The sequence below is a fragment of the Bacillus sp. 5RYD7K genome, from assembly GCF_059831465.1.
In genome coordinates this window covers 583,404-601,440 of sequence record NZ_CP191200.1, presented here as the reverse complement: position 1 = coordinate 601,440, position 18,037 = coordinate 583,404, and the positions used below count along the sequence as shown (strand labels likewise).

Genomic DNA, 18,037 nt, shown 5'->3' with positions numbered 1-18,037 from the left:
ATTAAAAAATACTGAGCTCCCACTCCTGTGCGATATGTTTCAGCAGCATGCCGCCGGTCAGGCTGTTGCCGTATTCATCAATGGCCGGACCGTAAATGCCGATGCCGCAGCCGTTATGAAAAGGCTGTTCTCTTCTGGCGCTTGGGGGAACCAATGCCATAATGCCGCCGGATACCCCGCTTTTGGCCGGGACGCCGACGAAAGCCGCATATTTGCCTGACGCATTGTACATCCCGCACGTCAGCATCAGGGCTTTGGCGAGTTTCGCGACATCTTTCGGAATGACCTGTTCCCTGCGGATGGGATGGTAGCCGTCATGCGCAAGAATCAATCCGATTAAAGCGATGTCCTCGGTTGTCCCCTCCATGGCGCATTGCTTTAAATACACTTCAAGCGTTTCTTCCACATCCGCCTCGAGAAAGTTCGTTTCTTTTAAATAGTAGGCGAGCGCTCTGTTCCGGTGTGCGGTCTGCCATTCAGAGCGGAAGACCTCCTCGTGTATGTGAGGCCGTTTTCCTATCAATTTTTCAAAAACGGAAAAGAGATATTCCAATTTATCATGCGCCGTTTCACCGGGAAGAAGCGAGGCGACGGTAATGGCGCCGGCATTGATCATCGGATTGAAGGGCTTCCCGGGTTTATGGATTTCAAGCCGGATGATAGAATTAAACGCATCACCTGTCGGCTCCACGTCCACACGATCGAGTACATAAGGAATGCCCCTGGACATGCAGGCGGCAATAAAGCTGATGACTTTTGAGATGCTCTGCAATGTGAACGGCACATTCCATTCACCGGCATGAATCATTGAGCCATCCGGCTCTAATATGCAAATGCCCAGCTGAGAGTCATTGATTTCTCCTAGGGCGGGGATATAATTTGCGCTTTTTCCATTGACGGAAAACGGTCGGTAATGTTCGACCCAATCTTGTAAAAGTGAAGCCAGTTCCTCTTTTTCAAGGCGCTCTCTGACCATATCTTTCATAACATTCCTCCTCTATTACAAGCCTGTCCGCAAGCGGAACCCGGTCTTGGAAAACGTTTTCAAATATAGCGTGTTCCATGTTAATGTATAATGACATCTACAGAATCATATAAAATACGACAAAATCATTCTTAAAATAAGCCGATAGATTTATAAATCTGCAGGAGCGTCCCGCCATACGGGTCTAAAGAAATTTGCGGACTCACTCGGTCTTATTCAAAATAGATAGAAGAAGGAAGTGATTGTGATCAGGCTCGACTATTTACTAAAAAAAGACGGCTATCTTTTCGCACTTATGCTGATCACCGTGCCGCTGGCGGGGGAACTGAAATTTTACCCCCTGAATGAGGTGTACCGGATCAGCTTCGGCGCCCCGGCTTTTTTCTTTTTTCTGCTGCTGCTGCGGCATGTGCCGGCAGTATTGTCAGGGCTGTTGACAGGTGCAGCCGTTGTGGCATTCCGGATCGGCCTGTCGTGCTGGGGAGGAGAGCATGCCGGCTTTACGGAGGCTTTTTTCAGCCAATATCCCAGTTTCTTTTTTTACTTTACATATGCCTGCTTGTTTTATGTGCTGAGGGTCAGGTTCTTTCGGGATCGGCCGCTCATGATCGGTTTCCTCGGCTTTCTCATTGAAATCGCTTCCGACACCGTTGAAATGGCGGTTCAGTTTTCAGGAGGCCGGCTGATTATGATGCCGGGCAAACTGGCGGATATTGCGGTCATCGCCGTTTCTCACACATTTATTGTGCTGAGCTTTTTCAACGTGATGAAGCTGCACGAATCCCAGGTCAGGGAAAAGCAAACGAGAAAGCAGCATGAACACATGCTGATGATTGTGTCTAACTTATACGAAGAAACAATTCATTTGAAAAAAACGCTGAAAACGACGGAGCATGTGACGAAAGAATCCTATCAGCTGTATCGGGAAATGAGCGGGAACGACCGGGAGCTCGGCAGCCGAATGCTGCGCCTTGCGGGAGAAATTCATGAAGTGAAAAAAGACAATCAGCGGATATTCGCCGGCCTGTCGAAGCTGATTTCAAATGAGAGATTCCGGGATTACATGGATGCCGCCGCTCTGATCGGAATCGTCCTCCGAATCAATGAAAAATACGCCGAATCTTTAGGCAAGGATATTCAATTCCGGAGCGTGGTTGAAGGAGATCATCCCGATTATCACGTCTTTACCGTCCTGTCGATCTTGAATAACCTGACCGCCAATGCCGTAGAGGCCATGGGGGACAGAGGTGAGATCCGCCTCACGCTGCGCAGGGCGGAGGGGGAGATGGCCGAATTTCAGGCGGAAGATGACGGTCCCGGCATTTCGGAAAAAATCGGAGAGGTAATCTATGATCCCGGATTTACGTCCAAATACGATGAATTCGGCACCCCTTCAACGGGCATCGGGCTTTCATACGTGAAGGAAATCGTAACCGAACTTGAAGGCGGCATCTCCTTTCACAACAAGCCAAAAGGCGTCATATTTACGATTCAGCTGCCGGTGAGGCATTTAATTGCAGAAAGGGTGAGTTCATAATGCGCTTTTTTATAGCTGATGATGACCGGGCGATCCGTTCCATTTTGAGACAAATCATTGAAGATGAGGACTTAGGCGAAGTCGTCGGCGAGGCGGAGGACGGAAGCCAGATTGAAGGGCATTATCTCCATTTTAAACAAGTCGATATTTTATTAATTGACCTGCTGATGCCGGGGCGGGACGGGATTGAGACGATACGGCATCTTCAGGATTCGTACACCGGAAAAACGGTGATGATATCCCAGGTGGAAGCGAAGGAAATGGTGGGGGAAGCCTATTCTCTCGGTATTGAATATTATATCCACAAACCGATCAACAAAATTGAAATCATCACCGTGCTCCGAAAAGTGAAAGAGCGGATCGAACTGGAAACCTCGATCGGCGATATCCAAAATTCGCTAAGACGGCTTGTTCAGCGCAATGAACCGCAGCAAAGCCGCTCTTTTAAATCCTGCGAAAAATCCGTGAAAGAGACCGGGAAATTTCTGTTATCAGAACTAGGGATTGTGGGAGAAAGCGGCGCGCACGACCTGATGGCCGTGCTGCATTTTTTATTTGAGGATGAGCAGGCGCAAAAAAGCGTCCCGTCGCTGAAGCGTGTGTTTACAAACGTCGCGCTGCGGAAACTGGGACCCGTGGCGTCGGAAGCAGACGTCAGCAGGGAGACAAAAGCCTCCGAACAGCGGATCAGAAGAGCGATCATTCATTCGTTAAACCATTTCGCCTCATTGGGCACAACTGATTTTTCAAACCCCAAATTTGAATATTACGCCTCGAAATTCTTTGATTTCCCTGCCGTCAGCAAGAGAATGAAAGAAATGCAGTCGAAAGAAACGGTGCCGCTTTCTCCGGTTAAAGTGAATATGAAAAAATTTATTCACGTCTTCTATTTGGAGGCGAAAGATTTACGCGAAGGATCGAAGTTTGTCAGCGGAGGGAGCAGGTAAGCCGATAAATGAGGTTTACTTATATAAGGTCTTTGTGTAAAATCATGTTAACTAAGAAGGAACGTAGGGATCCTGATGGCTGATCAAATTCCGGTTTTCGCACTAATGAAATAGTGTCAAAGTCTCTGCCTTGAGTGCGGAGGAAACCGGGATTGTCTGCCTGAATAAAGGAACCTGACAGTAATAGTGAGGGGGCGGCGATTATGCCGCCCTCTTTTTGGCGTCTTCACATATCTCTTTCTCCTCCGCCTCAGGCGAAGCTCTGTGTCAGTAAATAAGGGAAATGGGGAAACAAGATGACAAAACAAAGGGAAATAGAATCCGTTCTGAACATCGCAAAGGAAAATGGCTTACGGTTAAAATATGAAGGGGCGGACATAAATGAAACGGGAATATATAAAGAAACAGCACAAAACAAAAAAGCTTGTAGAGAAACATCATTTTCTCTACAAGCTGCTTTTTCATTCTTCAAAATAAGGATTCACATGGATGAGCACTTCTTCAACATCTGAAAAGTGTCTTTTGATGTCATTTCGGATTTCGCGGGCAATATCGTGTCCCTGCTTAATCGTCAAATCATGATCTAAAGATAACCGGACATCAAGCAATTTATAGTGGCCGTGTTCTCTCGCTCGGATTTTATCGAGCCGTTTGACTTGAGGACAATGCAAAATAACCGCTTTATATTCCTCTATCAGTTCGGGATCAACACTTTTTTCCATGAGAACGTCAACAGACGGCCTGATTAATTCCATTGAAATCTTAAAAATGAGGTACGCTACGATGACACTGGCAATTGCATCGGCGTACAACAGATAGGACCACCCGCGGGCGTTCCCGATAATCGCCAATAGGACGCCGATAAAAGCGGCAAGAGAGGCAACGATATCGCCTTTATGATCGTATGCAATCGCTATAATCGCTTTACTGTTCCATTTTTCTCCTTGTTTGATCGAATAACGATATAAGATCTGCTTAGCCGCATAGGATATCAGAGCCGCAAACAATGCGCTGTATTGCGGGATGCTTGGACCTTCAACAAAGGACGAAATCGCTTCTATTAGAATATACACGGAAACGAGCACTAATATTATTCCTACAATCGCTTCGCTGATGACCTCAGCTTTGCCATGCCCGAAAGGATGGTCTTGATCGGGCGGCTTATTAGAAATGCCGATGACGGCCAGGACAGCAATCGAAGCCACGACATCCGCTGCAGAGTGTATACCGTCGGCAAAAACGGCTTCACTATCGCCTATCAGTCCAAAAAAGATCTTTCCTGCCATTAAGATCAGATTGGCTATCAATGCAATCAAAGCAACTTTTTTGCTTATTTGTTCTCTTTCACTTGTCATTTTGTCCTCCTATAAAACTGCGCAAAAAAAGAGGAGCGCTTTTGATTCGCTCTCCGTATCCTTTCTTGTGTAATCACTTTGCTTATCATACCAATTCAGTTTCGAGTGGGTCTATAGCAAGGTTTTTTCCTGTTTACTAATAAATAAGGTGACAGAAAAAAAGTTGGAGCAGGGCTAAACAGTACGCAGACAAAATGGCGCTGAATTTAAAAATGAACTGTTGACATTTAAGTATTTATCCTTTATTATTATCTCGAATTCAAGATATTTTAATTCAAGGTAAATTAATTAGAGTGCAGGATAAAAACCTGCCGATCGCTTGAATCACGAAAAGATCAGTGAAGAGAACGTTTCGTTTTTTGATTATATGCTATTTGATTTTTTATACGATAATATCTCGAATTCGAGATAAAAGGGAGTGCAAGAGAAATGGCTGAATTTGTAAAGCTAGTGAATGAAAGAAGATCTGCAAGCAACTTTCTTCCGGATCATCCAATCACAAGAGATGAACTCAATGAAATGTTTGAATTGGTTGCGTTGACTCCATCAGCTTTTAATTTGCAGCACACAAAATATGTGACGGTTCTTGACCCGGATGTAAAAGAAAAGCTGAAGCAGGCCGCAAACGGACAATATAAAGTGTTTAGCTCATCAGCGGTTCTTTTGGTTTTAGGGGATAAGCAGGCATATCAGCAAGCGGCTGACATCTATGAAGGATTGAAGATGCTGGGGGTATTAAATAAACAAGAGTATGATCATATGGTTCAAGACACCGTTTCGTTTTATGAAAACAGGGGAGAACCATTTAAGAGAGATGAGGCGATAAGAAATGCTTCACTTTCTGCGATGATGTTTATGCTGAGTGCTAAGGAAAAAGGCTGGGACACCTGTCCGATGATAGGGTTTGATGCTGAAGCCGTGAAACAGATTTTGAATATAGATGATCAATTTGAGGTCGTCATGATGATTACAATCGGGAAAGAAAAAACAGAAAGCAGAAGGCCGCGCGGCTACCGAAAGCCTGTGAATGAGTTTGTGGAGTATATTTAACTATTTGTAAAGGAGCGGATAAAAATGGCTAAAAAAACGATGGGAATCCATCATATTACAGCAATTGTCGGTCACCCTCAAGAGAATGCTGATTTCTACGCTGGAGTTCTGGGGCTGCGATTGGTCAAGCAAACGGTCAATTTTGATGATCCGGGTACGTATCACCTTTATTTTGGGGATGAAGGCGGGAAGCCGGGAACAATCATCACCTTCTTTCCGTGGGCGGGCGCCCGCCAAGGCATCATTGGAGACGGACAGGTCGGCGTGACATCTTACGTCGTGCCGAAGGGTGCCATGGCGTTTTGGGAAAAGAGACTTGAAAAGTTCAACATTCCATACACCAAAATCGAGCGTTTTGGAGAACAATATATAGAGTTTGATGATCCGCACGGTCTGCATTTAGAAATCGTGGAAAGAGAAGCAGGGGAGGCCAATACGTGGACTTTCGGAGATGTAACCCCGGATGTTGCCATTAAAGGCTTTGGCGGTGCAACCCTGTTATCAGCACAGCCTGAAAAAACAGGTGAACTGCTAGAAAACATCATGGGGCTTGAGCGAGTCGGTAAAGAAGGAGACTTCGTTCGTTATCATTCTGCCGGTGATATCGGAAATGTGATTGACCTTAAATTAACGCCTATCGGCCGCGGGCAAATGGGTGTCGGCACGGTCCATCACATCGCTTGGCGTGCTCAGGATGACGAAGATCAATTAGATTGGCAAAGATTCATTGCTGCGCACGGATATGGTGTAACTCCTGTTCAGGATAGAAACTATTTTAATGCGGTTTACTTCAGAGAACATGGGGAAATCTTATTTGAGATCGCCACTGATCCGCCGGGCTTTGCCCATGATGAGTCCCAAGAAACAATGGGCGGAAAACTGATGCTCCCTGAGCAGTATGAACCGCACCGGGCACAAATTGAACAAGGGCTGCTGCCGTTTGAAGTGAGAGAATTAGATTGATTTATAGATCAACGTGAAGCATGAAGAAAAATAAAAAGACATACATTTAACAGATGTTTGCTGGAAGCGGCTGTTGGTAAACAAGCTGCCTTGCAGCACATCCTATAATATGAAACATAAGGAGAGATAAAAATGGAAGATGCAGGACTATTACTTATTCGAATCATGATTGGTGTGGTGTTTCTGTTTTACGGATCACAAAAATTATTCGGCTGGTTTGGCGGATACGGGATTAAAGGAACCGGACAATGGTTCGAGTCAATTGGAGTTAAACCAGGCAATGCCGCGGCCGCTTTATCAGGTCTCGGGGAACTCGCAAGCGGAATTTTATTTATTTTAGGTGTATTCCTCCCGCTCGGAGCTGCTATTATAACGATTATTATGTTAGGTGCTATCGTAAAAGTTCATGGAGCGAAAGGGTTTGCGAACGGTGCCGGCGGTTTTGAATATAACTTGGTGCTGATTGCAGTCTCCATCGGAGTTGCACTCATCGGTTCAGGAGCTTACGCTTTGCATTTTTAATATAAGGATCTAAGAACAGTTACTGAAAAACGGTAACTGTTCTTTTATGTTTCAAGCACAACGTTCAGGTGCTCTGAATAGCAAAAAAGCGGATATGTTCAATATAAATGTGTATAGTGAATGATATGCATATTGAAAGTCATGAAAGACGAGTCAATTGAAGGAGGAATTTGATGAAAGAGATGGCAGAATTACATTCATTAGATTCTATCGAGAATTTTATTAAACAGCATCAATTCAGTTTTATTTACATTTCAAGACCCGCCTGTACAGTATGTCACGCTGTTCTGCCGCAGCTCAGAAAAGTATTGGATCAGTTTCCGAATATCAAATTGGAGCATATCAATGCTGACGAGGCAGAAGAGGTGGCCGGCAGATTTTCAGTCTTCACTGTTCCCGTGCTTCTTTTGTTCATTGATGGGACTGAGTTTCTGAGAGAAGCCCGCTTTGTTCATTTTGAACAGCTCGAAGAAAGGCTGAAAAGGGTTTATCAGTTATATCAAGATGTATAAAGCGTTTATACCTTTACAAATAAAAAGCCCCCTTTAAGGGGGCTTTTATCCGGCCTTTTTTGCGTTATTCGGACCGGGGCTCTAAAAAACGGGACCCGCCCAAGTCTTTTCTCATCAGATAAATATGGAAAAAATATTCTCCGACCGCGATGATAATGGCGGAAATAAGAGCGGCAAACGCCAGTCTTCCTCCTGAAATGCCCATGGACAGCGGCATTCCCATCAGCCAGACAACAAGAAACGCGATTCCGAAATCAGCGGACGCCGCCGTGATATTATTCCATCTCGGAAGCACGTACAGGTCGCCCGTAAAGTAGGAAACAGCTCCCAACACAATGGTCATCAGCAGCACGTCGCCGAATGTAAAGCGAAAACCTAAGCCGAGTACGAGATACAGAATAATAATGGTCATGATGCCTTTAATGGCAAGCGCTTTAATATGTTCCATGCGAATTCCTCCTTATGGAAATCATGTTAGTATGTTTCCTCATCACGTGAAATATAAACCTTTTTTTGTGAACATTTGTTTTCTGGCTTTTGGCTGTCATCACTGGGCCGCGGCTGAATATGATGAAGGGAGAAAAACGGGAGGTGTCATGATGGCAGTCGTAAAAGCGTCGAGCGCCGATGTCGATCTAATGGCAAGGCTGCTCAGGGCGGAAGCGGAAGGCGAAGGAAAGCAGGGAATGCTTTTGGTCGGCAATGTGGGCATCAATAGGGTGCGGGCGAATTGTTCTGATTTTAAAGGCCTGCGCACCATCAGACAGATGGTGTTTCAGCCGCACGCGTTTGAAGCGGTGACTCACGGATATTTTTACCAAAGGCCGCGCGAATCAGAGCGGAGGCTTGCCCGCCGTAATATTAACGGAGAACGGTTTTGGCCGGCTAAATTCAGCCTGTGGTATTTTAAGCCGCCGGGAAACTGCCCGCAGACTTGGTATGGTCAGCCGTTTGTCGCCAGATTCAGATCCCACTGCTTCTATCAGCCGACAGGTGAAACGTGCGAAAACGTGTACAATACATTTTAATCCCGGAGCACCGTTCTCAGAATGAACGGTGTTTTTTAATTTCTTGTGAAGAAAAATAGGAACAAAGTGCGCTTGACGGATGAAAAGCCAAACAGAAACAGAGGGGGATTTCTCCCGGACGGGAAAGATTTGTCGAAACAATGTGAAAAATGTCTCCCGCCGTTCACTTTCCGCCCTTACAAATCCTTCACACTTCTTCATAACGGTTTAACATTTCTTTTCTATAATGGGGGCGATCAATGAGACGAAAGGGGAACTGACATGACACATGACGGCCGTTTAGATGAATGGATCAAGGAATTGGAGAACAAAAGCTTTCAAAACAATACGTTTGACCGCCGCGCATTTATACAGGGCGCCGGGAAAATCGCAGGCCTTTCCCTCGGGCTGGCGATCGCGCAATCCATCGGCGCGTTTGAAGTGAATGCCGCTCCGATATTTTCAAACTATCCGTTCACCCTCGGCGTGGCCTCCGGTGATCCGCTGTCTGACAGCGTCATTCTCTGGACACGTCTTGCCCCGGACCCGCTGAATGGGGGAGGAATGCCGAATCAGGCCGTTCCGGTTAAATGGGAAATCGCCACTGATGAACATTTCCGCCATGTCGTTAAACGCGGAACGGAAATGGCTAAACCGAATCTCGGACATTCCGTCCATGTTGAAGCGGACGGGCTTAAGCCCAATAAAGTGTACTATTACCGATTTAAAAGCGGGCATGAGCTCAGCCCCGTCGGCCGGACGAAAACGCTGCCCGCTCCCGGTGCTGACGTATCCGCCATGACGTTTGCGTTTGCCTCTTGCCAGCAGTATGAACACGGCTATTATACGGCGTATAAACATATGGCGAAGGAAAAGCTTGATCTCGTATTCCATCTCGGAGATTACATTTATGAATACGGGCCGAACGAATATGTGGCAAAGACGGGGAATGTCAGGACGCACAGCAGCGCCGAAGTATACACGCTGTCAGATTACCGCAACCGTCACGCCCAATACCGCTCTGATGCCAATCTGAAAGCCGCCCACGCCGCTTTTCCGTGGGTCGTAACTTGGGACGATCATGAGGTGGAGAACAATTATGCCAATGTCATTCCCGAAAAAGGCCAATCGGTTGAAGCATTTGTGCTCAGAAGGGCTGCGGCTTATCAGGCTTATTATGAACACATGCCGCTCAGACGCATGTCGCTCCCGAATGGCCCTGATATGCGGCTGTACAGGCAATTTTCTTATGGCAATTTAGCGTCGTTCAATGTGCTTGATACAAGACAGTACAGAGATGATCAGGCCAACGGCGACGGGAATAAACCGCCTTCTGATGAATGGAGAGATCCGAAGCGCACATTGATGGGGACAGAGCAGGAGCAATGGCTCTTCGACAACTTAGCCGCTTCAAAAGCGAAGTGGAATGTGCTGGCCCAGCAAATCTTTTTCGCGCAATGGAATTTCGGAACAACCGACAAGCCGATATTCAGCATGGATTCATGGGACGGCTACCCGGCGCAGCGGGAGCGGGTCATCAATTTTATAAAAAGCAAAAATCTGAACAATGTCATCGTGCTGACGGGTGATGTTCATGCAAGCTGGGCGTCAAACCTGCATACCGATTTTAATCAAACGAATTCAAAGATCTTCGGAGCCGAATTCGTCGGGACTTCCATCACATCGGGAGGAAACGGGGCGGATAAACGGGCTGATACGGATCAAATCTTAAAACAAAACCCGCATATTAAGTTTTTCAACGATTACCGCGGCTATGTCCGCTGTACGGTGACGCCTGCCCAATGGAGAGCGGATTACAGAGTGGTGCCGTATGTGACGGAGCCGGGGGCTGAGGTATCCACGCGGGCTTCATTCATTTATCAAAAAGACCAGACGGGGATTCGGAAGGTCTCTCAAGCGGCGGTTGCAGGCGGCTTAAAGCAGTCAAATGAGGTGGAAGAGGATCGTTTCTTCGCCCATAACAGTGCGCATGAAAAGCAAATGAGAAAGAAACGGGCCAAAATTTCACAATAAGGGGGCATACTTATGTTTTCAAATATCGGCATTCCCGGGTTAATCTTGATTTTTGTTATCGCTCTGATCATTTTCGGGCCTTCAAAGCTTCCGGAAATCGGCCGTGCCGCCGGCCGCACGCTGCTTGAATTTAAAAGCGCCGCAAAAACACTGGTCTCAAATGAAGAGCCGGACAAGCAGCCGGCTGAGAAAGACAAAACGGCAGGCTGAATCCTGACACGGGGGCAGTGATCCGCTTCTGCCCCTTCTTTGATATAAGGAGGATGTACGATTGGATAAAAAAGAAACCCACTTGATCGGGCATTTAGAGGAAGTCCGGCAGCGTCTCATTAAAACCGTTATCGCCTTTCTCGTGTTTTTTATCGGCGCATGCTGGTTTGTGCAGGATATTTATGACTGGCTGATCAAGGATTTGCATGGAAGGCTGGCTGTTTTAGGGCCGAGCGAGATTTTATGGGTGTATATGATGATTGCGGGAATATGCGCCATTACGGCCACGATTCCGGTTGCCGCCTTTCAGCTCTGGCGTTTTACGGCGCCGGCTTTGACCCCGTTTGAACGCCGTGCCGCTTTGCTTTACATTCCGGGGCTCTCAGTTTTGTTTATTATCGGAATTTCCTTCGGGTATTTTGTGCTGTTTCCGATTGTGCTCGGATTTTTAACACAATTATCCGCCGGCCATTTTGAGATGGTATTTACGGCGGACAAGTATTTTACTTTTATGCTTAACATGACATTGCCGTTCGGGTTTTTGTTTGAAATGCCTCTGGCTGTCATGTTTCTGACGCGGCTCGGGATCGTGAACCCATCCCGGCTGGCAAAGGCGAGGAAGCTTTCGTATTTCGTGCTGATCGTCGTCTCGGTGCTGATTACGCCGCCGGATTTTATGTCTGACTTTCTCGTCATGATTCCGCTGCTCGTCCTCTATGAAATCAGTGTGACGCTGTCTCGCATCGTTTACCGAAAGAAGAAATGGGCCGAGACGGCGTCAGCCGCTTAGTGGAGCTCGCCTCCGCCGGTTTCAATATCGTCCTCATGCGCCGCGGCGGTCACCGCGGCGATTTTGAGCGCTTTTGTGATGTGATCCAGGCTGAGGCTCGGCGCGGACTTCTGCAAGGTTTGTTCCGGAATGTACGGGATGTGAATAAATCCGCCGCGGATGTGCGGATGATGGCGGCTGATTTCATCCATCAGCCCGTAAAAGAGATGATTGCATACAAACGTCCCCGCCGTGTAGGATACAGCCGCGGGAATGCCTTCCTTTTTTATTTCTTCAACGATCCGTTTGATCGGAAGGCCGGTCCAGTAGGCCGCGGGACCGCCTTGAGAAATGTCTTCCCCGACAGGCTGATTCCCTTCGTTATCCGGTATGCGCGCCTCATTCAGGTTGATCGCGACCCGTTCCGGCGTGACCTGCATTCTGCCGCCTGCCTGTCCGGCACAGATGATAATGTCGGGCTGATGTTTCTTGATTGCCTCCCGCAGCACGGCAAGGGACTTATGAAAAACGGTCGGCACTTGTTCAGATACGATAGCAGCGGGGCCTTCAGCGATACCGTCCAGCCGTTTGACCGCTTCCCATGAAGGATTGACCGTTTCTCCGCCGAAGGGGTCGAAGCCTGTCAGCAATACTTTTTTCTCCATCATAAACCCTCCTTTTCTTTTTACCATACTCTATAATGGACATATATTCCTGCCGAAGGGGGAAACATGTCTTGAATTCGTCTCTGGTGCCATACCGATCTTTATTTCCGGCGCTCCGCACACATACGATGCTCGCCAGCTGCTCCCAAAGCGCTCTTGCCCGGCCGGTTTCAAAAGCGATCAATGACTACCAGGAAAGCCTGCTTCAGAACGGCGGAAACTGGGATGAAGCCATGGGCCGCACGGAGCAGGCAAGGTGTGAATTTGCGAAATTAATCGGCGCTCAGCCTGAAGAAATCGCCATTTTACCTTCAGTAACGGCTGCCGCCTCTGCCGTCGTCTCAGCTTTACCGGATTGCCGAAAGAAGCAGGCGGTGTATACGGAATTGGATTTTCCGGCAATCGCCCACATTCTGAAGGCGCAGACTGAGATGGAGCTTTCAGTCATCCCGTCTGAAGAAGGAATGATCCCGTTAGAGCGTTATGAAACGTATATCACGGAGCAGACGCGTATCACCTGCGTTCCGCATGTGTCCTATACATCCGGTTTTGTCCAGGATATGAAGCGCATTGCCGAGATATCCGCAAAGAAGGGATCGCTTCTTTTTGTCGATGCTTATCAATCGGCGGGGCACATCCCGATTGATGTAAAAGAATGGGGAGTTGATATGCTCGCTGCGGGCGCGAGAAAGTATATGCTCGGCATACCGGGAACGGCGTTTCTTTATGTCAGAAAGGAACTTGCCGAACGGATGAAGCCGAAAGTCACCGGGTGGTTCGGACAGCAGGGGGAGTCAATGCTGGATTTGACCGGTTTTTCTTATGCGGACGGAGCCAAACGCTTTGAGACCGGAACCCCGGCATTTATCAGCATATATGCGGCACAGGCGGCTTTATCCCTTTTAAACGATGTCGGCACAGACCGCATTCATCGGGAAGTAAAAAAACTCAGCGCATTTGCGTATGAATACGCTTCTGAAAAAGGACTGACTCTCACAGGCCCGCCGTCTGCCGATGACAGACCCGGCATGATTTCCATACGGGATGAAAAAGCGGCGGAGACCGCTGCGCTTTTGAAGCGGAAAAACATCGTATGCGCACCCAGCGGACAAATCATCCGGCTGGCGCCTCATTTCTATAACACAGCAGATGACCTTATCTGTGCGATTGATGAACTGGCTGAAGCGCTCATGATATAAAAAACAGCAGACCCGCGGGGAGTCTGCTGTTTTCTTATGAGTGATTCACTTTGACCCGTTTCATAAAGAAAGCGCTGATCAGACCGATAACGGCGACAATCATCGCGAAGATAAAGGCGTGCTGGACGCCCGCAATCAGCGCGTGAGAGTATGCGGAAGGATCATTCGGGTTTTTCGCGGTGCTCATATAATTCTTCTGGCCGGCAGCCATGATGCTGACCGCCACCGCAGTGCCGATTGCGCCGGCCATCTGCTGGAGCGTATTCATAATGGCTGTTCCGTCCGGATAAAATTCCGGCGGCAGCTGATTTAAGCCGTTCGTTTGCGCCGGCATCATGATCATGGAAATTCCGATCATCAGGCATGTATGAAGCGCGACAATCAGAAGCGCCGTTGAAGCGCCGTTAATGTTTGAGAAAAAACAAAGCACGGTGGCCGTGATGACAAACCCGGGAATGACAAGCCACTTCGGCCCGTATTTATCAAACAGACGTCCCGTTATCGGAGACATAAAGCCGTTTAAAATACCGCCCGGAAGCAGGATGAGCCCGGACGTAAACGCCGTCAGCAGCAATCCGCTTTGTAAATACATAGGCAAGAGAAGCATTGTTGATAAGATAACCATCATACAGATAAATACAATCACGACACCGAGAATAAACATCGGATAGCGGAAAGCGCGCAGATTCATCATCGGCTGCTTCATTTTCAGCTGCCTGATGGAGAATAAAATGAGCGCGATCGCACCGACAGTAAGCGAACCGATAACCGTCGGGCTTGACCAGCCGCCTGATCCTTCGCCCGCATTGCTGAAACCGAAGACGATGCCGCCGAATCCGATCGTAGACAGAATAATGGAAAGCACGTCAATTTTCGGCTTTGTAATGTCGGATACGTTCTGCATGTAGGCGATGCCGAATAAAAGAGCCAAGACGAGAAACGGCAGGGAAATCCAGAAAATCCAATGCCAGTTCAAATGCTCTAACACAAGCCCTGAAAATGTCGGACCGATCGCAGGAGCGAACATGATGACAAGCCCGATCGTCCCCATCGCAGCTCCGCGCTTATGCGGCGGGAAGATGACGAGGATCGTATTAAACATCAGCGGCAGCAGCAGTCCGGTTCCTAAAGCCTGCACGATTCTTGCCGCCAAAAGAAACGGAAAGCTCGGCGCAAGCGCTGCAATCAGCGTGCCGATAATGGAAAAAGCGAGTGAAACGATAAACAGCTGTCTCGTCGTAAACCATTGCAAAAGCAGACCTGAAACCGGGACAAGAATACCGAGAACGAGCAGATAGCCCGTCGTCAGCCACTGGACGGTCGCGGGAGTGATATGCAGCTCCTTCATCAGGTCGGTCAGGGCAATATTCAGCGCCGTTTCACTGAACATGCCGATAAATCCTGCCATCAGCAAAGAAATCATGATCGGCATAACTTTATATTGTTTGGAAGGCTGAGCGTTTTCCAAAATCATTCTCCTCTCTTTCTATACGTAACATGTCTCTTGTATTTTATGTCTTCAGCAGGTTGGGGATTTGTTTGGAAATATGGATGATCGGCATTTTGTCTTTTTTTGCTAAAGACAAAATGATGCCGCCTTCTATCATGGCATTTAAAACAGTGCTGATTTCCGCCGCTTTCTCATCGGAAAAACCGGCTGATCTCAATTTGCCGGCGAACAGATTCTCCCATTCCTGATAAGCGCATTGGCAGGCCTGCTGGAGCTTTTCGCTCGTTAAAGCCGTCTCGGCAGCCAGTAAACCGACAGGAAACCCTTCGAAATTCTCCGGACATGTGAATTGGCTTGATAAGTCCTGTAAAAACGCTTGAATGCTTTCCGCAGGGTCGGGATATGCATCAAGGCTTTCTTTTATTTTCATACGGATATAATGGCTCATTTCTTTGACAGCCTCAATGGCGAGCTGCTCTTTGCCGTCCGGAAAATGATAGTAAAGAGAACCTTTCGGCGCGCCGCTTTCTTTAATAATCTGATTCAGTCCCGTGCCGTAATACCCCTGAAGCTGAAACAGCCTGGTTGCCGCAGCGAGGATTTTTTCACGAGAATCTCCATAACTCATAATGTTCCCACCTTACTGATTGATGACAAATTTAAAATATAGTGACTGGTCTATTATCTTGATTTCCCATGATGGTGTCAAGGATTTTTACAGTTATTTTCTTCGGAAGATTGCCTGACAAGCGCGTTGACCGATGAGAGGGAAATCTTCATAAATAAAGAAAAGGAGAGAAAAGAATGAAAAAACAATTCATGCCATTCATTACATTTATCACGGCTCTATTCTTCATAGCGGCCGGCTGCTCCCAATCTCCTCAGGCGAAAGAAACACCGCACCAGATGGCAGCCGCAGCCTCAGCAAAAAAAGACAGACTGCCGAAGATTAAAATTCTTGCCACCGGCGGCACAATTGCAGGGGCTGCTCCTTCAAAGACGTCCGCCACGGAGTACACCGCAGGGGCAATCGGAGTTGATGCCCTGATTCAGGCCGTTCCGGAGATGAAGGAGGTCGCGCATGTCAGCGGAGAACAGATTGTGAATATCGGCAGCCAGAATATGAATAATGAGACCCTGCTGAAACTTTCAAAACGGGTAAACAAGCTGCTCAAGTCTGATGATACAGACGGCATTGTCATTACACATGGAACAGACACACTTGAGGAAACCGCCTATTTTCTCAATCTGACGGTCAAAAGTGACAAACCCGTCGTTGTCGCCGGGTCAATGAGGCCGTCCACGGCGATCGGAGCTGACGGGCCGTCCAACTTATATAACGCGGTAAAAACCGCGGCTGCGCCTGATGCGAAAGGCAAGGGGACGCTTGTCGTATTAAATGACAGAATCGCTTCGGCGCGATATGTGACAAAAACCAATACAACCGCGACCGACACATTCAAATCGGAAGAAATGGGTTATATCGGTACGATTGCTGATGACGTCTATTTTAATAACATCATGACCCGAAAGCATACGAAGGATACAGATTTCCAGATCGATAAACTTGATAAACTGCCGCAGGTCGATATTATATACGGCTATCAAAATGACGGAAGCTATCTCTTTGAAGCCGCCGCAAAATCAGGAGCGCAAGGCATTATTTTTGCAGGTCCGGGAAACGGCTCAATGTCTGATGCGGCGCTGAAAGGCGCCGTAAAGTCGGTCAAAAGCGGGCTGGCGGTCGTCCGCTCCACAAGGACGGGAAACGGGGCGGTAACACCTAATCGAGAGTATGAGAAAGACCATCTGACAGCTTCAAACTCTCTCAACCCTCAAAAAGCGCGGATTCTGCTGATGCTTGCGCTGACAAAAACGCATGACCCTAAGCGGATTCAAACCTATTTCAATGAGTACTAGGAGAAGAGCACCAGGTGTTCTCTCCTTTTTTTGTTTGCCGTATTAAAGCATAAGTGTGCTTTTGGGAAAGGGGCGTCTTTCTCATTTTTCCGCCTCTTTTTCAATTTTTGAAAACAGGAAAAAATACTCTATTTTTTCCTTTTCTTCTCTAATAGAATGAAAATTGCAAAAAATTACATAACAGGGGGAAAGTTCATGAAACAAATCAAAAGCAAAATCCTAGCGATTCTTACAGTCTGCATGCTGTCCGTCATTTCCGTATTTGCCTTCCAGCCGACCGTATCGAAAGCCTCCTCAGAGCATAACCCGGTTGTCATGGTCCATGGAATCGGCGGGGCGTCCTTTAACTTCGCGGGAATCAAAACGTACTTGGCATCCCAAGGCTGGTCAAGAAATGAGATGTACGCCATTGATTTTCTGGACAAAACCGGAAACAACAGACACAATGCACCGAGACTGTCAAATTACGTGAAAAAAGTGCTCAGCGAAACAGGCGCGAAAAAAGTCGATATCGTCGCGCACAGCATGGGCGGCGCCAACACGCTCTATTACATTAAAAATCTTGACGGCGGGGACAAAATCGCAAACGTCGTCACACTCGGCGGAGCGAACGGCCTTGTGACCAACAGAGCGCTTCCGGGAACTGATCCGAACCAAAAGATTCTATATACATCGATTTACAGCTCAGCGGACTTAATCGTCCTGAACCCGCTGTCACGGCTGATCGGCGGGAAAAACGTGCAGATTCACGGTGTCGGGCACATCGGACTTTTAATGAACAGCCAAGTAAACGGGCTGATTAAAGAAGGTCTGAACGGCGGCGGACAAAATACAAATTAACTGTTTCAAAGCCCCGGAGAAAGAGAAACTCCCGGGGCCTTTTTTTCTTCCAAATTCTTTTTTAGCCGTAAA

19 protein-coding genes are annotated in these 18,037 nt (G+C 47.6%); 13 read left to right on the top strand and 6 right to left on the bottom strand.

Going from position 1 to position 18,037, the window contains the following annotated elements:
• Window position 1: 1 nt before the first annotated feature.
• Complete coding sequence (locus ACQE26_RS02920; protein ID WP_016936871.1) at window positions 2-985, bottom strand: glutaminase; 984 nt, start codon at window positions 983-985, stop codon at window positions 2-4.
• A gap of 244 nt (window positions 986-1,229) precedes the next feature.
• Between ACQE26_RS02920 and glnK the strand changes: the two genes are divergently transcribed.
• Window positions 1,230-2,522 (top strand): two-component system sensor histidine kinase GlnK, encoded by a 1,293-nt coding sequence (gene glnK, locus ACQE26_RS02915; RefSeq protein ID WP_500470635.1) that lies wholly within the window; start codon window positions 1,230-1,232, stop codon window positions 2,520-2,522.
• Complete coding sequence (gene glnL, locus ACQE26_RS02910) at window positions 2,522-3,469, top strand: glutamine utilization two-component system response regulator GlnL (protein WP_500470633.1); 948 nt, start codon at window positions 2,522-2,524, stop codon at window positions 3,467-3,469. Before glnK ends, glnL begins: the two co-directional genes overlap by 1 nt.
• Window positions 3,470-3,930: 461 nt before the next feature.
• On the opposite strand, the gene ACQE26_RS02905 is transcribed toward glnL, so the two are convergent.
• Window positions 3,931-4,824 carry a cation diffusion facilitator family transporter gene (locus ACQE26_RS02905; RefSeq protein WP_060963683.1) on the bottom strand — a complete coding sequence of 298 codons (894 nt, stop codon included), beginning with the start codon at window positions 4,822-4,824 and terminating at the stop codon, window positions 3,931-3,933.
• A gap of 429 nt (window positions 4,825-5,253) precedes the next feature.
• On the opposite strand from ACQE26_RS02905, the gene ACQE26_RS02900 reads away from it, so the two are divergent.
• From ACQE26_RS02900 to ACQE26_RS02885, 4 genes are all read left to right on the top strand, one after another.
• Entirely contained in the window at window positions 5,254-5,874 is a 621-nt protein-coding gene (locus ACQE26_RS02900) for a nitroreductase family protein (RefSeq protein ID WP_500470632.1), read from the top strand.
• 24 nt (window positions 5,875-5,898) lie between these two features.
• Window positions 5,899-6,837 carry a ring-cleaving dioxygenase gene (locus tag ACQE26_RS02895; protein ID WP_500470630.1) on the top strand — a complete coding sequence of 313 codons (939 nt, stop codon included), beginning with the start codon at window positions 5,899-5,901 and terminating at the stop codon, window positions 6,835-6,837.
• Between the two features lie 132 nt (window positions 6,838-6,969).
• Complete coding sequence (locus tag ACQE26_RS02890; protein WP_007609195.1) at window positions 6,970-7,359, top strand: DoxX family protein; 390 nt, start codon at window positions 6,970-6,972, stop codon at window positions 7,357-7,359.
• 173 nt (window positions 7,360-7,532) lie between these two features.
• Window positions 7,533-7,871 carry a thioredoxin family protein gene (locus ACQE26_RS02885; protein ID WP_500470628.1) on the top strand — a complete coding sequence of 113 codons (339 nt, stop codon included), beginning with the start codon at window positions 7,533-7,535 and terminating at the stop codon, window positions 7,869-7,871.
• A 64-nt stretch (window positions 7,872-7,935) separates the two neighbouring features.
• Here ACQE26_RS02885 and ACQE26_RS02880 read toward each other — a convergent pair whose 3' ends face one another.
• A complete protein-coding gene (locus ACQE26_RS02880) occupies window positions 7,936-8,319 on the bottom strand; it encodes a DUF2512 family protein (protein WP_016936861.1) in 384 nt (127 codons plus the stop codon).
• A gap of 151 nt (window positions 8,320-8,470) precedes the next feature.
• On the opposite strand from ACQE26_RS02880, the gene ACQE26_RS02875 reads away from it, so the two are divergent.
• From ACQE26_RS02875 to tatC, 4 genes are all read left to right on the top strand, one after another.
• Complete coding sequence (locus ACQE26_RS02875; RefSeq protein ID WP_003156683.1) at window positions 8,471-8,899, top strand: cell wall hydrolase; 429 nt, start codon at window positions 8,471-8,473, stop codon at window positions 8,897-8,899.
• A gap of 261 nt (window positions 8,900-9,160) precedes the next feature.
• Window positions 9,161-10,912, top strand: coding sequence for an alkaline phosphatase PhoD (phoD, locus tag ACQE26_RS02870; RefSeq protein ID WP_500470627.1), 1,752 nt, complete (start codon window positions 9,161-9,163; stop codon window positions 10,910-10,912).
• Window positions 10,913-10,924: 12 nt separating this feature from the next.
• Window positions 10,925-11,122 carry a sec-independent protein translocase protein TatAD gene (gene tatAD, locus ACQE26_RS02865; RefSeq protein ID WP_438421137.1) on the top strand — a complete coding sequence of 66 codons (198 nt, stop codon included), beginning with the start codon at window positions 10,925-10,927 and terminating at the stop codon, window positions 11,120-11,122.
• A 61-nt stretch (window positions 11,123-11,183) separates the two neighbouring features.
• Entirely contained in the window at window positions 11,184-11,912 is a 729-nt protein-coding gene (gene tatC / locus ACQE26_RS02860; protein ID WP_500470625.1) for a twin-arginine translocase subunit TatC, read from the top strand.
• On the opposite strand, the gene pcp is transcribed toward tatC, so the two are convergent.
• Window positions 11,909-12,556, bottom strand: a complete 648-nt coding sequence (gene pcp / locus ACQE26_RS02855; protein ID WP_438421139.1) for a pyroglutamyl-peptidase I — start codon at window positions 12,554-12,556, stop codon at window positions 11,909-11,911. The two genes, tatC and pcp, sit on opposite strands and share 4 nt — an antisense overlap.
• 71 nt (window positions 12,557-12,627) lie before the next feature.
• Between pcp and ACQE26_RS02850 the strand changes: the two genes are divergently transcribed.
• Entirely contained in the window at window positions 12,628-13,755 is a 1,128-nt protein-coding gene (locus ACQE26_RS02850; RefSeq protein WP_500470623.1) for an aminotransferase class V-fold PLP-dependent enzyme, read from the top strand.
• 34 nt (window positions 13,756-13,789) lie between these two features.
• Here the strand turns inward: ACQE26_RS02850 and lmr(B) are convergent, their stop codons facing one another.
• The gene (gene lmr(B) / locus ACQE26_RS02845; protein ID WP_500470622.1) at window positions 13,790-15,229 is read right to left on the bottom strand and encodes a lincomycin efflux MFS transporter Lmr(B); all 1,440 of its coding nucleotides are present in this window, start codon (window positions 15,227-15,229) and stop codon (window positions 13,790-13,792) included.
• A gap of 37 nt (window positions 15,230-15,266) precedes the next feature.
• A complete protein-coding gene (lmrA, locus tag ACQE26_RS02840; protein WP_016936853.1) occupies window positions 15,267-15,833 on the bottom strand; it encodes a transcriptional regulator LmrA in 567 nt (188 codons plus the stop codon).
• Between the two features lie 176 nt (window positions 15,834-16,009).
• Between lmrA and ACQE26_RS02835 the strand changes: the two genes are divergently transcribed.
• On the top strand, window positions 16,010-17,125 hold the full coding sequence (locus ACQE26_RS02835) for a type II asparaginase (RefSeq protein WP_500470620.1): 1,116 nt from the start codon (window positions 16,010-16,012) through the stop codon (window positions 17,123-17,125).
• 195 nt (window positions 17,126-17,320) lie between these two features.
• Complete coding sequence (gene estA / locus ACQE26_RS02830; protein ID WP_007409033.1) at window positions 17,321-17,965, top strand: lipase EstA; 645 nt, start codon at window positions 17,321-17,323, stop codon at window positions 17,963-17,965.
• Window positions 17,966-18,037 lie beyond the last annotated feature (72 nt).

What these genes read in the sequence shown, in the direction of transcription:
- ACQE26_RS02885 (WP_500470628.1), top strand. Translation starts at nt 7,533, where the DNA reads ATGAAAGAGATGGCAGAATTACATTCATTAGATTCTATCGAGAATTTT.
- ACQE26_RS02920 (WP_016936871.1), bottom strand. Translation starts at nt 985, where the DNA reads ATGAAAGATATGGTCAGAGAGCGCCTTGAAAAAGAGGAACTGGCTTCA.
- ACQE26_RS02835 (WP_500470620.1), top strand. Translation starts at nt 16,010, where the DNA reads ATGAAAAAACAATTCATGCCATTCATTACATTTATCACGGCTCTATTC.
- phoD (WP_500470627.1), top strand. Translation starts at nt 9,161, where the DNA reads ATGACACATGACGGCCGTTTAGATGAATGGATCAAGGAATTGGAGAAC.
- estA (WP_007409033.1), top strand. Translation starts at nt 17,321, where the DNA reads ATGAAACAAATCAAAAGCAAAATCCTAGCGATTCTTACAGTCTGCATG.
- ACQE26_RS02875 (WP_003156683.1), top strand. Translation starts at nt 8,471, where the DNA reads ATGGCAGTCGTAAAAGCGTCGAGCGCCGATGTCGATCTAATGGCAAGG.
- ACQE26_RS02900 (WP_500470632.1), top strand. Translation starts at nt 5,254, where the DNA reads ATGGCTGAATTTGTAAAGCTAGTGAATGAAAGAAGATCTGCAAGCAAC.
- pcp (WP_438421139.1), bottom strand. Translation starts at nt 12,556, where the DNA reads ATGGAGAAAAAAGTATTGCTGACAGGCTTCGACCCCTTCGGCGGAGAA.
- ACQE26_RS02905 (WP_060963683.1), bottom strand. Translation starts at nt 4,824, where the DNA reads ATGACAAGTGAAAGAGAACAAATAAGCAAAAAAGTTGCTTTGATTGCA.
- lmrA (WP_016936853.1), bottom strand. Translation starts at nt 15,833, where the DNA reads ATGAGTTATGGAGATTCTCGTGAAAAAATCCTCGCTGCGGCAACCAGG.
- glnL (WP_500470633.1), top strand. Translation starts at nt 2,522, where the DNA reads ATGCGCTTTTTTATAGCTGATGATGACCGGGCGATCCGTTCCATTTTG.
- ACQE26_RS02890 (WP_007609195.1), top strand. Translation starts at nt 6,970, where the DNA reads ATGGAAGATGCAGGACTATTACTTATTCGAATCATGATTGGTGTGGTG.
- tatAD (WP_438421137.1), top strand. Translation starts at nt 10,925, where the DNA reads ATGTTTTCAAATATCGGCATTCCCGGGTTAATCTTGATTTTTGTTATC.
- ACQE26_RS02895 (WP_500470630.1), top strand. Translation starts at nt 5,899, where the DNA reads ATGGCTAAAAAAACGATGGGAATCCATCATATTACAGCAATTGTCGGT.
- ACQE26_RS02880 (WP_016936861.1), bottom strand. Translation starts at nt 8,319, where the DNA reads ATGGAACATATTAAAGCGCTTGCCATTAAAGGCATCATGACCATTATT.